A 14,898-nucleotide genomic window follows, 5' to 3' on the forward strand; every position below is an offset into this window, starting at 1 on the left:
ACTCAGCAGGAATGTAAATTCTGCTGAGTGATTTGCTCGTTAGGATCAGATAATTTTTTATCGCCGTTTGACTTTTATTGTTAAATTTGTTAGAACCAGACTTAACTAACTATCTTACCACCATATGAATCTTTCACTCCTGACAGATGATGAACTGATTGTTCTTTTTAAAGACGGCAGTGAGCGTGCGTTCAGAGAGATTTACACCCGTTACTGGAAAGAGGTGTTTCAGGTGGCCTATAAAAAAACACACCATAAGGAACTGGCAGAAGAGCTCACCCAGAACCTGTTTACTGATCTTTGGCACAGGAGGGAAAGCATCAGCATCATTTCCATGAGTAATTACCTTTTTGGTAGCCTGAAATACAGCATTATCAATCATTATAAGTCACAACTGGTGAAGGAGAACTATCAGGAGCACCTTAAGGTGCTGAAAAATGATACTGTTGAAAATACAGATTACCTGTTGATGCTCAATGAACTGTCTGATGCACTGACTAGTGGGATTGCCAGACTACCCAAGAAAACAGGAGAAGTATTTAAGCTGAGCAGACTGGAACATTATTCTATAAAAGACATTTCCAGAGAACTCAATATCTCTGAAAAAGCGGTAGAATACCACATTACCCAATCGCTTAAATCCATGCGCTTTCATTTGAAAGATTACCTCTTTTTACCCCTTATCATCAGTCTGTTTTTATAAAACGGAAAAATATTTTTATTTTCTTTAGGGATCCGCCTCTGTTAACTTACATATAGTTTAAAAGCTATAAGAATGAGTAGAGAAGCATTTCACCTTCTATTAGAAAGGTATCTCCAGGGAAAATGTACAGATGAGGAAAAACGAATCGTCGAAGAACTTTACGGAATGCTCGATAAAGAAGAGCTGGAGGAAATTAATCCACGGGAATTCAATATTATGGAGCAAAAGCTTTGGGACCGGATCCACCTGGATATCTCAGTTCCGGCAACAGCATCACCGATAGCTTTAACAAATCATAGAATTCTTTCTGCAGGGACGTGGAGAGGCATTGCAGCAGCAGTTGCGGGCTTTGTTCTCCTCAGCAGCGGATACCTGTTTTTTAAAGAAGAAAAGCAAGTTCCGGTATTTCTTGCGGCCAGCGCTGCGTTTGAAGTTAAAGAACTTACCAATACCTCAGAACGTGCTCAAAAGATCATCTTTGAAGATGGGAGTTTTGTTGTTCTGGATGCAAATGCAGTGGTTAAGTACCCGGTACATTTTGGTCGGGAGGCCAGAGAAGTGACGATAGAAGGAACAGGATTTTTTCAGATTAGTAAAGATGCTTCGAGGCCTTTTCTGGTTTATAGTAAAGAGGTCATCACCAAAGTTCTTGGGACCAGTTTTACGGTCAGAACCACTTCCTCAGGTAATGGAACCGAAGTTTCAGTAAGGACTGGAAAAGTGATGGTTTCTCCGGTTTCCGGACGACTGGCCATTCTGAAAGGAATTCTCGGCACAGATAAAGGGGTTTTTCTTCATCCCAATCAGAAAGCCGTTTTTAGTGCCGATCAGAAAGCATTTGAAAAAACACTGGTCAGCAATCCGGAACCTGTATACACAGGAGTGGACAAGCAGGAAATTAAAGAAGCCTTCTCTTTCAACGATGCAACAGTGGCAGAGGTCATTGCGCAACTTAAAAAGGCTTATGAAATCGACTTTATTGTCGAGAATGCCGGTTTATACGACAATACCTTTACGGGAGACCTTTCTGAGCAGAGCTTATACAATAAACTGGATTTTCTCTGTGAGTCTATAAAGGCAACTTATGAAGTTTCCGGAACCAGTATCGTCATTAAAAGTAAAAAATAACAGGTACTGTATTTTCAAAAGAGCAGGGTTGCGGGACCTTGCCGGAGAAAAACAGGCCTGAGCCAGTATCACTTAGTAAACTAACCTTAAACCAACTAAACCAAAAGCGTATGAAAAAGAGAAACTTCTACTAGACCTACCTCAAAAAAAAAACTGACAATGTTGCGGGACATTGCCAGTTAAATTGATTCTGAACGAAATTTTCACATTAACGAACAAAACTTCTAAAGGTATGAATAAAAAGCGATTTGTTGCTTTAATAATAACAGCAATGAGAATATCTGTAAGCCAAATTTTTCTTGTCATCTTATTCACCTGCAGTACTTTTGCAAAAAAAGTAGAGGCACAGGGAATTCTGAACAAAGAAATTTCTATAAATATTACTGAAGGTAAAATAAAGCAGATCTTAAAGGAAATTCAAAACCAGACTAAGGTAAAATTTATTTATAGCCCATCTGTAATCAAATCCGAAAGGATTGTCAGTCTAAATGTCGTGAATAAGCGCCTGGGGGATATCCTTACGGAAACACTTGCCGCCCTTAACATCACTTACAGAGTGGTGGATCAGCACATTTTACTATACGACAAAGCAGGTTTTGCAGCGGCTGAAGCCGAGGCGCAAAAACCACAGACCATTATCAAAGGACAGGTGAGCTCGGTAAGAGGAGAAACCCTTCCCGGAGTCAGCGTAAAGATCAAAGGAACGGCTACCGGTGCAATGACCGACAACAATGGTAATTACTCAATTACGACAACTTCTGCAGATGCCATTCTGGTTTTTACTTATATTGGTTTTAAGACTAAGGAAGTCGCAGTTGCCGGTAAGACAATCATCAATGTCCAGCTGGAAGAAGAAGAAACCTCATTGGGCGAGGTGGTCGTAGTAGGTTATTCCACCCAGAAGAAAAAGGACCTGACCGGTGCTGTTGCAGTTGTCAATGTCTCTTCCATGGTCAAACAACCTGTTTCTTCGGTAAACAACCTCTTGCAGGGGCAGGCTTCAGGAGTAACGGTATTGGGATCAGGACAGCCTGGAGAAGAGCCTCAGGTAAAAATAAGGGGGATCAATACTTTTGGAAACAATAGCCCACTTTACATTGTAGATGGTGTTCCTACCCAAAGCACTTCCGACATCAATCCGAATGACATAGAATCTGCACAGGTATTGAAAGATGCCGGGGCTGCTTCGATTTATGGATCAAGGGCCGCGAACGGCGTAATCGTCCTGACCACCAAAAGAGGTAAGGGAAAAACTCAGGTCAACTATGATGCTTATTATGGTAGTCAGCGTCCTAAAACCGGAAATGTATGGGATATTTTAAACCCTGCAGAGATGGCCACACTGAAACGTCAGATGCTGATCAACTCCGGAGAAACAAATCTGAATGACCCCTTGTATGGAAATGGTCCTTCCTATGTCGTACCTGATTATATTCTTCCGCGTGGAGCAATGGAAGGAGATCCCAGAACTAATCCTTCTTTATACAATATCAAACCGTTTTTCAATGCTGCGGAGTATGCTGATTTTTATCGCATCACACGTGCCAATAAAAATGGAACCAACTGGTATGAAGAGATCTTTAGTCCGGCACCGATTACCAGCCACAACGTTTCCGTTAGTGGTGGTTCAGATCAGGGAAATTACCTTTTCTCGGCCAATTATTTTAACCAGGAAGGAACGTTACTTAAAACTTTCCTGACCAGGTATACCATCCGCTCAAATACCCAGTACAATATTGGTAAAAAGATCAGGGTAGGTGAAAACCTTGCCTATTCCCTGAAGAGCAATCCTCAGATTGGAGGGTTGACTGGTGATAATGCAATCGGACATGCTTTTCGTCAGCAGCCGATCATTCCTGTATATGATATCATGGGCAATTATGGTGGTTCTTTTGGAGGAGGATTAGGCGATGCCTATAACCCGGTGGCTATGATGATGCGCACGAAAGACAATAAAGCCACAGACAACAGGTTGTTTGGAAATGTTTTTGTAGAGGTGGACCTGCCGGAATCACTGACACTGCGCAGTTCATTCGGTGGTTCCAATTATTCAGGGGATTCCCGTTCATTTGTTCATCCACAATATGAAAACTCGGAAAATAACATCACCAATACCTATTCTGAGTCTTCTTATGCGGGATTTGATTATACCTGGACAAACACCCTTGCCTTTAACAGAACATTTGGTAAACATACTTTAAAGGCATTGGCAGGTACGGAATACCTGAGAAACCGCAACAATACTTTAAGCGGGAGTAACAAAGGTTATTTCTCTTTCGATCCCAACTATACCAATCTGAATACCGGTAGCGGACCTAAGGATTCTTCCAGTGAACGTGAAGCAAGTGCTATGTTTTCTCTTATCGGTCGTTTGGACTATAGCTTCAACGATAAATACCTTATCGGAGGAACAATCAGACGCGATGGATCATCCAAATTTACGGAAAACGTATATGGCTGGTTCCCTTCAGTAAGCGGGGGATGGAGAATTTCGCAGGAGTCTTTTTTAAAGGATGTCAAATGGATTACCGACCTGAAGATCAGAGGTGGATATGGAGTCATGGGGAATCAGCTGAATGTAACCAGCGGAAATGGATTCAGTACTTATAGCAGTGCAATTGCCCCATCTTATTATGCAATAGGAGGAGGAAACAATGTTGTTTCCGGTTTCTATAGAAACCGTACCGGTAATCCGGGAGCGGAGTGGGAAAGAAATACCAACTCCAACATCGGTGTCGACGCGACTCTATTTGCGGGAAAACTGGAAATTTCTGCAGACTACTATCGCAAGGTCATCAATAAGTTATTGTACAATCCTGAAATGATCGGGACGGGAGGTGCTTCCTCCGTGCCTTTTATCAATATTGGCGAGATGAAGAACGATGGATTAGACCTGGCAATTTCAACCCATACCAATATCGGAAGCGAGCTTAAATTCAATGCAACGGCAACCCTTACCACTTATAATAACCTGATTAAAAAGATTTCCGGTGATGCAGATTATTTTGATGAAGATTCACGTCGCTTTGATGGTAGTATGATTATCCGTAATCAGGTAGGTCATTCCGTGAGTCAGTTTTTTGGTTATAAAGTGGCCGGATTCTGGAATTCCCAACCAGAGATTGATGCTGCCAATTTAAAAGCACAAGGTGCAACCGGAGATCCCAATTCTGTTTATCAGAGTGCAATAGGTCTCGGACGTTTTAAATATGAAGACATGAATGGGGATGGAATCATCACGGCGGCCGACCGTACTTTCTTAGGAAATGCCAACCCGAACTTTAGTTATGGACTGAACCTTGGTTTAACCTATAAAGATTTCGACCTGAGCATGTTTTTTTATGGGGTTCAGGGCAATTCGATCTGGAATCAGGTAAAATGGTGGACGGATTTTTCTTCTTCTTTCGGAGGGGCAAAAAGCCATACCGCTTTGTACGATTCCTGGACGGAAAACAATAAAAATGCGAAGGCACCAATTCAGGAGAAAGAACAGAATTTTAGCTCGAACAGTGTCCCTAACTCGTATTTCGTAGAAAAGGGCTCCTACCTCAGATTGAAGAATGCACAGATCGGATATACATTCCCGGCGGCAATGCTTCAGAAAATCGGCGTGGGTAAACTCCGGGTTTATGTATCCGGAGCCAACTTGTTTACGATTACCAAATATTCAGGACTGGATCCTGAGATTGGTACTTCAAGTGCCACTGGTAGCCAGACCGCCTACGGGGTAGATGAGGGCGCTTATCCAAGTCAGCGGACTTTCCTGTTCGGATTAAATTTAAATTTTTAACCATTTAATGTTTTAACAGATGAAAAGATCAACATATATTTTGTTCGCTGTAATGTTCTGTACAGCACAGCTATTTTTCTCCTGCAAGAAAGCATTGGAGCAACCACCATTAGGTGCCTTAACAGAGGAGATTTTAGCCAATAAAAATGGAGTAAACGGCTTATTAATCGGGGCTTATGCGGCCCTGGACGGACAACAAGGTTCCAACGAAAGCTTAGGCGGTGGTGAAGCCTGGCATGCCTCACCAAGTAACTGGGTGTTTGGCGCCATCACCGGGGGAGATGCTTCCAAAGGTAGCGATGGAGGGGATCAGCCAGCTATAGACCCGATTGCAAAATTTTATCCGGATGCCACCAACGCCTATTTCAATGGTAAATGGAAAGCATTGTATGAGGGGGTAACCCGTACCAATAATGTCCTGAAATTAATGGCAAAAGCTACGGACCTTAAAGATGATGAACGTAAAAGTCTGAGCGGACAAGCCAGATTTCTCCGTGCTCATTATTACTTTGAACTGAAAAAGATGTGGAATATGGTGCCTTGGATTGATGAAACCACCACCATCTTTAATCAGCCAAATAATACCGATATCTGGTCTAAAATTGTAGATGACCTGAAGTATGCTTATGATAATTTGCCTCCTACGCATCAGGAAATGGGTAGGGTAAACAAGTGGGCTGCAGGCGCTTATCTGGCCAAAGCCTATTTGTATCAGCATAAATTTCCTGAAGCAAGGACCTTGTTTGATCTGGTCATTACCCAGGGAGTAACCACTACCGGCAAGAAATACCAGTTAAATGAAGAGTTTGCAGATAATTTCAAACCTAGTAAGGAAGACAATTCCGAGGTGGTGTTTGCCATTCAGATGGCGGCAAACGTAGATCCTGACGGACCTTCAAACGGCAATAATGGAGATATGCTGAACTTCCCTTATGGAGATAGCCCTTTTGGCTGCTGCGGATTTTTCCAGCCTTCTATTGATATGGTCAATCATTTCCGGACCAATAAGGACAACGGACTTCCTTACCTGAGCAATTACAATGATTTTGCGGTAAAGAACGATATGGGAGTAAGCGGAACAGATCCTTTTGTTCCGGATGCAGGAACCCTGGACCCAAGAATTGACTGGACTGCGGGCAGACGTGGAATCCCTTATCTGGATTGGGGGATTTATCCGGGCAAACCATGGATCAGGGACCAGGGGTATGGTGGACCTTACGGACCTAAAAAAAATATCTATTGGCAGGAATCGCAGGCTACTGATGCAGATTTGACCACCTGGGCTCCCGGTTCAGCGATCAACTACCTGGTGATCAGGTTTGCCGATGTCTTGTTAATGGGGGCGGAGGCAGAAGCCCAATCAGGAAATCTGGCTAAGGCTCAGGACTACGTAAACCTGGTCAGGGCAAGGGCTGCTAATCCTAAAGGATGGGTTTATCAGTATAAAAATAATGCTAAACCAATGGAAGGATTTTCTGCTACTCCTGCTGCTAACTATAAAGTGAACGGATATCCAGCGGGTGATTTCTCTACCAAAGGAAAAGACTATGCATTAAGTGCCATTTATTTCGAAAGAAAAATAGAGCTGGCCATGGAAGGGCACCGTTTCTTTGACCTGGTTCGCTGGGGAATTGCAGAGCAAGAGCTGAATGCCTATTTCAACTATCAGGGAAAACTAACTTCTGATGTGAGAAATGGAAAATATACAAAAGGTAAAAATGATTATTATCCGATTCCACAACGACAGATTGATTTGAGCCAGTCTGGTGGCGCACCGGTATTGAAACAAAATTCCGGTTATAACTAGGGAGAAATTGTTCCCCCATTTCTTATCCCTATAATGAAGTAGGGGCGGATGCCCCTACTCATTTTATATTATTTTTTATTTGTAACTTCCTTTCCTAATGAACCAACCACAACGTTTTTTATCACTCGATGTATTTCGGGGAATGACAGTTTGTTTTATGATCATTGTCAACACCCCGGGAAGCGGCGCCCAGCCATTTGCCATGCTGGAACATGCTGCCTGGCACGGATTTACACCCACAGATCTGGTCTTTCCTTCTTTTCTGTTTGCGGTAGGTAATGCCATGAGCTTTTCCATGAAAAAGTCTGCCCTGATGAATAATCAGGAGGTGCTGACTAAAATATTCAAACGGACATTACTGATTTTTCTGATCGGATATCTGATGTACTGGTTCCCGTTTTTCCATTATAATGAAGCCGGGGGAATCAGTTTTTCTCCGATTGGAAATACCCGTATTCTGGGCGTTTTGCAACGCATCGGATTGTGTTACGGGATCGTCTCCCTGATGATACACTACCTTTCTACCAGATGGGTAGCTATTCTCAGTGTATTGTTTCTGATTGGTTATTGGATCGTATTGTTATGTTTTGGAGATCCTGCCGATCCATTCAGTATGACCGGAAATGCGGGGCAATACCTGGACCTGTTCCTCCTTGGAGATACCCATCTTTACCATGGCGAAGGGATCGCATTTGATCCTGAAGGTATATTAAGTACAATTCCTTCCTGCGTGAACGTAATTATAGGTTACTATGCCGGCCGTTTTATTCAGGAAAAGGGAAAAGGCTTTGAAAGCATTGCTAAATTATTGCTGGCGGGAGTGTTACTTGTTTTCCTGGCATGGTGCTGGAATTCCGCTTTTCCAATCAATAAAAAACTATGGACGAGTTCATTTGTACTGATTACCTGTGGACTTGACCTGATCATTATTGCCGCGCTCATTTACATTATAGAAGTGAAAGCATCCACCAAATGGACCGGATTTTTTACTGTATTTGGGAAAAATCCTCTGTTCATTTACATCGTTGCCGATCTCTTGCTGATTATCATCAATACCCTGTTTCCTAAATCTGATTTCAGCGGATGGATCAATACTGTTTTCTTCCAGGCAATTGCACCGGGGCCTATCGGTTCCCTGCTCTTTGCAATCAGCTTTATGCTGGTGTGCTGGTTTATTGGTTACCTCCTTGACCGGAAAAAAATATATATCCGCGTCTGATGGTAATGAAATAATTAAGAAAACTATTTAAAAAGAAAAACAAATGAAACAATACCTTATAGGAGCTTTACTCATCATGACAGCAACTGAAAGTAGCTTTGCACAACAAGGATCTGATTTGAAAGCTCAGGATTTGAGCATTAACCTGGAGATGATGAGCAACAGAGATGATAAAGTCGTATCGGTTCTCCACATCAGAAATAATGGTAAAGCAGCTTTGCCTGCTTCAGGCTGGAAAATTTATTTCAATTCCAGGGTAATAAAAACCTCAGGAGCAGATTCGGCAGTGGCTACCATTCAACATGTAAATGGAGATCTGTTTCAGTTATCTCCATTAAAACCATTTAAAACGCTTCCGGCAGGGGCGACCGTTCAGCTTAAACTGAGCTCGGAATCGATGAACAATGTCTCGGAACGGCCGCAAGGATTTTACCTGGTATGGGACAAAACACCCGATCATGCAGAAAACATCGGTACCTTCAGTTTTAAAGCATTTCCAGGAAATTTAAAAGAAGAGCTGGATCTTGCGACAAAAATATATCAGCAGAATAAACAGATTAAAACCATTCCGGAAAGTGATTTGCCGGCCATATTTCCAAGTCCGGTGAACTATGTTAAAAGGGAAGGAAGTTTTAAACTGAGTCCGGAGGTAAAAATCATTGCCGTGGCGGCTTTTGAGAAAGAAGCATCAGCCCTGGCAAAAGATCTTGCCGGCATTTTTGGAAAGAAACCGATGCTGGCCAAAGGTTCAGAAACCCAAGGGATTTTCTTCGAACAGGATAATTCTATTGGAAAAGAAGGATATGAACTGAGCATTAGTGCGCAGAAGATAGTCATTAAAGCTGCAGATGCTGCAGGCGCTTTTTATGGGGTTCAGTCGCTGAAAACTATGCTTCCCGCCTCATCGTGGGCAAGTGTTACGCGTCTGATCAACATTCCCGCTGCGGAGGTTAAAGATGCACCGCGTTTCGGTTTCAGAGGTTTTATGATGGATGTCGGCAGAAATTTTCAACCTAAATCTGAAGTGTTAAAGGTTCTGGATCTGATGGCACTATACAAGCTTAACGTCTTTCATTTTCATTTAACGGAGGATGAAGGCTGGCGATTGGAAATTCCAGGATTACCTGAGCTGACTTCCGTTGGAGCCCAACGTGGACATAGCAGGAACGAACAGAGCAGTATTCTTCCATCTTATGGATCAGCTGCAACTGTTGGAACGAATTCCGGAACTGGATTTTTTAGCAAAGCAGATTATATAGAAATCCTTAAGTATGCAACGGAAAGACATATTCTGGTTATTCCTGAGATTGAAACCCCGGGACATGCCAGGGCAGCTATCAAATCTATGGATGCAAGGTATGCCAGATTGATGAAAGAAGGCAGGCAGGCCGAAGCAGAACGTTATCTGTTGAGAGACCTGAATGACCAGTCGATATACCGTTCGGTTCAGGGATTTAATGATAACGTGGTTGATGTTGCCCTTCCTTCTGTCTACGCTTTTTTAGAAAAAGTAACTGATGAATTGATTGCTATGCATAAAGAAGCCGGAGCACCGCTTCCAACCATTCATTTTGGCGGAGACGAAGTGCCGACAGGAGTATGGGAGAAGTCGCCGGCAGCAGATCAGCTTTCAAAAACAGACCCTAAGCTGAAAGGAACAGACGCACTCTGGTATTATTATTTCAGTAAAATGAATCAGATGTTGAAAGCTAAAGGGTTGTATTTGTCGGGATGGGAGGAAATTGGTTTGTACAAAGCAGAGATGAATGGCGGAAAGAAAATGTTACCGGAATCTCGTTTTGTAAATGAAAACTTTCATGCAGATGTATGGAACAACCTGAGTGGTAATGAAGATCTCGCCTATAAAATGGCTAATGCAGGGTATAAGGTGGTACTGACACCGGTGACTAATTTCTATATAGACCTGGCAGTAAACCGAAGTTTTGAAGAAAGAGGACAGAACTGGGGTGGTTATGTGGATGTCGACAAGCCTTTTTACTTCATTCCTTACGATTACTATAAAAATGTAAAAGAAGATGAACAGGGAAACCCAGTTGATCCTGCAATTTTTAAAGATAAAGAGCGTTTGACGGAGCTAGGTAAATCTAATATTGTAGGGTTACAGGCTCCGCTATGGAGTGAAACGATTAAAACACCAGCACAATTTGAATACATGCTGTTGCCAAAACTTTTAGGCTTTGCCGAAAGGGCATGGGCTAAAGATCCGGAATGGGCAACAACAGCTGATCCGGCAAAAGAGAAAGCACTTTACGAGCAGGCATGGTCTGAATTTGTCAACGTTTTAGGCAAAAAAGAACTTCCTCGTTTGAGTCACTATTCGGGAGGATATCTATACCGGATCCCTACTGTTGGTGTGAACCTCAGCAATGGACAGCTGGAGGCTAACCTGCAATATCCGGGATTTACGATCCGGTACACGACTGATGGAACGGAGCCTGGAAAGAACAGCAGCATTTACAAAACGGCGATTCCTGTTAAAGGGGATATAAAATTGCGTGCTTTCGATACAGCAGGGAGAGGAGGCAGGACGATACTGATTAGTCAGTAGATTTCATTTTCAAAGTATCTCTATGCCCATTAATGCGGCGAACTTACAATGTATATCACTATGATGATAAATACCTTTTTACAATTTCTCTGAAAGGAAATAATTGTAACCTTATAACCAGATCGCTTGCATTTCTTATGAAAAAAGGAATGCAAGCGATCTGGTTGAAAACGAATGCCAGCTCTTACATGAAAATTTATGCTTATGGTATAAATAGCGTGGTTTTACACAATTGCTTTTTCCGGGAAGAATACTCGTGGAGAGATCCCAAAATGATCTGCCAGTAAGTTAACATGATCCATATTGTACTTTGCTGGTTGACTATTATTCTCAATCTGGCTTATGAAAACTTTACTCGTGCCAACGATAAAGCCTATTTGCTCCTGAGAATATCCTTTATCCTTCCTTAACTTCAAGACAAAATCTATCACATATTGTTCAAAAGGAGATACCAAACTTTTCATCCCCTAAGAGATAACTTTTTATTTTCCAAAAGTTAGTATATATATTAACTTTTTACATAGCTTAGTATAAGCAATCTTCAACAGTAGCTCATAGACAGTCATCGTGGGTGGATTGGCGGCATTCAAGTTAATTCTTGGGGCCGCTTTTTATGTTATTTATTTGGTCGCCGGAAGTAGGTATTTGCTGTTTTTGCAAAAAAACAGGCGAGAAATAAAAGATCTGAGGTGCTTTTTTGGTGGCAGTGTTTTAAATAAAAACAGGGATAAATCGGAGAGATCTATCCCTGTTATAATGATGGTTGATCCACCACAGATCAACCTAAACCAAACAAACTGATCATATAACGGTGAATGTTGTCAAAAAGTTTTCTACTTTAAAAATAAAAACAATTTAATGACAATTGTAATCGATTTAGCGGCAGAATTGGTTTCCAGGGGCTATTCCTTATCGTGGTATAAAAACTCCATTCCTTCAGGCGTAATAGAAGAGGAATGCTGGACACTATCTCTGTTAATCCGGATGTATCCTAATCTTTCCAATTCTTCATATTGTTCTTCCATTCCTCCTAAAATCGAGGAACTAACTTGCTGGTCAATAATCTCCAGTAATGATTTCATAGCTTCTTTTTCCATGGCATGTTCTTGGTTATTGTAGCGAATTTTTGTTTCTACCTAAGATAACAAAAATTCGCTACAATAAGGTGTTTAGTAAATGTTCCATTTTATGGTTTGCGATAAGTTGTTTGTTATTTCGTTGAGGAGGCAGTCGCTTTATTAAGTGTAATTGGGGCGGCCGTCGCTGCATCCACAACCTCCAGTTTCAGGATCCCCTCGATGAGCAGGGGATTGGTGGTATAAGCAACAGGCTTAGCCATATTCACTAAAATCATGGCAGGAACTCCGTTTTGTCCGCAGAAGAAACATTGATTGATAGGCAAGGGAGAAAGCAAAAACTGTTGCTGTTTTAAGCCTGCTTTGATTGGGATAATGTAACCTTTAAGGCTAAACTCCTGATCGGCAAAACGTCTGATCATTTCTCCATATACAGGAAGAAGTCTGTTTTGCTTGTCCAATTCGAAATTTACGGAACCGATCACGTCCCAGTTCATTGAATGGATAATATCGGCTGGGTTGTGTGCTCTTTTTTGCGCAAATGCAGCTGTTGTAAAAAGCAACAGGATCAGGAGTAGTTTGTTTTTCATGTTTGTCAATACAAATGAGTATTGCAAACTTAAATCAAACGCAACAATATTGCAATTATGTTTGATAAATTGAGACCCTGATGACTCAATCTGAAATTAAATTCTTTTTCGATCCCTGGCTTAACAACTTAAAGCGCGATTTAGCTTAAGCGCTGCTCCGCTAATTGGAGTTGTTTGAGCATCTCTTCAACAGATTCACTATGTTGAAATGTCAACTCTGGAATTAAGTCCCGGTAATAGGCAATCCCGTTTAGCAACTGGCTTTTAAACTTGCTGAAATACTTATCTTTTTTAGCTGTCAGCTCCTCCAGCTGAGCAGCAATATCTTTCTTCAGGTAATCGACATACAGGTTGAGTTCATTTATAAACAGGTTTGGGCGTAGTACTTCTGAGAGCAGGTTTTCCCTTCCGTAAATATGGTTGATCATCTGCTTAAGGGAATATTGGGCATGAAAGAAAGCCAGGTTTGGGCCAGGACAAATGCTAACTGCTTTATTTTCCCTGGGTTTTAATATTCCGGCTTTAATATAGGTCGAGGCGCATAGACCTTCACACAAACATACCTTTTCCGTAACCGCATCAAACTGTTGCTGGTATTCCGTTTCAGAAAGCTGCTGATCCTGCAATTGTTTTATTTTCAGGTTTTGATATTCCCTGGAAGCCGTACAAATGGGCAATTCTGTAAATTCGGTATTGGTGCAGAGGAATTTCTTGGTGCATGGACTGCCTGGTCTTCCTTTTTCAATGCGTTGTATCCTTTGTTGTTCTGCTGTACTTTTCCGGAAATTATTAAAAAGTACACCCAACGGAGAGGAATTGCTCAGGTAATAATCATTTGCTCTGGCCGTAACCAGATCGTTAAGCGTATCGTCATCTACATTTGTTGCCTCGGGAACCAGTAAAAACGGGCTTCCCCAACCCGCCGCATCCAGCTCATAATAATTGAGTAAAAACTGATGTTCTTCCGCTGTACCGATTCCTCCCTGTGCAGTGATGCGTTGTACTGGTTTAATTACTTTCACATCAACTTTACTTTGCAGTGCAGCTTGATACATCTGATATAACTCTTCCGCCAACTCCTGACGTTTCTGCTTAAATTCTTCGAGAATGGGGCCTAATAAAAATCCTTCCGTAGCGAAAGCATGTCCTCCACAGTTTAAGCCGGATTCTACCCGGAATTCGGAAACCCATAATCCTTTTTTTGCCAGCATTTTCGCCTGGATCAGTGCAGAACGGAAATCACTTACTTTAAGGATGATCTTTTTTTGCAGCTTTCCATCCGCATCCGGATAAAAGGCATTGCATTTTTCCATATAGGTATACAATCTTGGATTTAGGCCGGCAGAAATGATCACCGAAGAGTTCAGTGTGCTATTGGCAAAACCACGCATGGCTGCCAGGGCATCTGTAAAATCATCTCCTGCATATTCCTGATTGGCCTTATAATTTGCTTTATCGACTTTAGACATGATATTAACGTCTATCGTACCGGGAACCATTGCTGCTATCAGCTGCTCCTGGATTATCGCTTTAGGCACTTCAGCTTCCAGGGCCATCATTGCCTCATATTGCTGCTTTATGGAAGAAGTATCCGGCAAAAGTTCAAAATACCGGGATAAGTCTGTCCCTTCTTCGAAGGTTTGAGTTTTCAAGTCAGTAAACTGTTTTTTTACCAGCAGGTCCAGCAGGTTCAGGTAAGCCGTAATCCTTTTTGCCCTGCTGTCGTCCTCTTTTTTGGAAATTAGCGTATATCCTCCAACTGTTTTTTCCTGATGATACTTTCTCATCCGCTCAGTCAGCTCATCATCTACAATGGAGACAACGGAAGAGATGCCATATCTGGCTACTTTTAAGGGAGTATCAATGGAATAGCCTAAGCCTAAAACAGGAATGTGAAAAGTATGGTTCATTTAATATAAAATAGCGGTGTGAATCGCAAAAGAACAGACTATTTAATTTTAAAAACATGATATTAGTCACACTTTTGCGTGATAGAGGTTATCAACCAACTGCAAT

General features: G+C 41.9%; 10 protein-coding genes. 6 read left to right on the forward strand and 4 right to left on the reverse strand.

Annotation, left to right across the window (positions count from 1 at the left end; translation table 11 throughout):
* The first annotated feature begins 124 nt into the window (after nucleotides 1-124).
* The 6 genes from BFS30_RS18875 (at nucleotide 125) to BFS30_RS18900 (ending at nucleotide 11,216) form a co-directional block, all read left to right on the forward strand.
* Nucleotides 125-703 (forward strand): sigma-70 family RNA polymerase sigma factor, encoded by a 579-nt coding sequence (locus tag BFS30_RS18875; protein ID WP_069380714.1) that lies wholly within the window; start codon nucleotides 125-127, stop codon nucleotides 701-703.
* Nucleotides 704-775: 72 nt separating this feature from the next.
* Nucleotides 776-1,831: a FecR family protein gene (locus BFS30_RS18880; RefSeq protein WP_069380715.1), complete on the forward strand. Its 1,056-nt coding sequence runs from the start codon at nucleotides 776-778 to the stop codon at nucleotides 1,829-1,831.
* Nucleotides 1,832-2,102: 271 nt separating this feature from the next.
* Entirely contained in the window at nucleotides 2,103-5,621 is a 3,519-nt protein-coding gene (locus tag BFS30_RS18885) for a TonB-dependent receptor (protein ID WP_167353164.1), read from the forward strand.
* Nucleotides 5,622-5,640: 19 nt separating this feature from the next.
* Nucleotides 5,641-7,428: a RagB/SusD family nutrient uptake outer membrane protein gene (locus BFS30_RS18890; RefSeq protein ID WP_069380717.1), complete on the forward strand. Its 1,788-nt coding sequence runs from the start codon at nucleotides 5,641-5,643 to the stop codon at nucleotides 7,426-7,428.
* A 97-nt stretch (nucleotides 7,429-7,525) separates the two neighbouring features.
* A complete protein-coding gene (locus tag BFS30_RS18895; RefSeq protein ID WP_069380718.1) occupies nucleotides 7,526-8,647 on the forward strand; it encodes an acyltransferase family protein in 1,122 nt (373 codons plus the stop codon).
* A 43-nt stretch (nucleotides 8,648-8,690) separates the two neighbouring features.
* The gene (locus BFS30_RS18900; RefSeq protein WP_069380719.1) at nucleotides 8,691-11,216 is read left to right on the forward strand and encodes a family 20 glycosylhydrolase; all 2,526 of its coding nucleotides are present in this window, start codon (nucleotides 8,691-8,693) and stop codon (nucleotides 11,214-11,216) included.
* A 224-nt stretch (nucleotides 11,217-11,440) separates the two neighbouring features.
* Here BFS30_RS18900 and BFS30_RS18905 read toward each other — a convergent pair whose 3' ends face one another.
* The 4 genes from BFS30_RS18905 to BFS30_RS18920 all read right to left on the reverse strand — a co-directional run bounded on the left by BFS30_RS18905 (nucleotide 11,441) and on the right by BFS30_RS18920 (nucleotide 14,792).
* Nucleotides 11,441-11,680 (reverse strand): helix-turn-helix domain-containing protein, encoded by a 240-nt coding sequence (locus BFS30_RS18905; RefSeq protein ID WP_083252112.1) that lies wholly within the window; start codon nucleotides 11,678-11,680, stop codon nucleotides 11,441-11,443.
* A 438-nt stretch (nucleotides 11,681-12,118) separates the two neighbouring features.
* The gene (locus BFS30_RS18910; protein ID WP_069380720.1) at nucleotides 12,119-12,313 is read right to left on the reverse strand and encodes a hypothetical protein; all 195 of its coding nucleotides are present in this window, start codon (nucleotides 12,311-12,313) and stop codon (nucleotides 12,119-12,121) included.
* A gap of 113 nt (nucleotides 12,314-12,426) precedes the next feature.
* On the reverse strand, nucleotides 12,427-12,882 hold the full coding sequence (locus tag BFS30_RS18915; protein WP_069380721.1) for a hypothetical protein: 456 nt from the start codon (nucleotides 12,880-12,882) through the stop codon (nucleotides 12,427-12,429).
* Between the two features lie 140 nt (nucleotides 12,883-13,022).
* Nucleotides 13,023-14,792, reverse strand: coding sequence for a hypothetical protein (locus BFS30_RS18920; protein ID WP_069380722.1), 1,770 nt, complete (start codon nucleotides 14,790-14,792; stop codon nucleotides 13,023-13,025).
* Nucleotides 14,793-14,898: the final 106 nt, after the last annotated feature.

Source organism: Pedobacter steynii, assembly GCF_001721645.1.
Taxonomy (GTDB): Bacteria; Bacteroidota; Bacteroidia; order Sphingobacteriales; family Sphingobacteriaceae; genus Pedobacter; species Pedobacter steynii_A.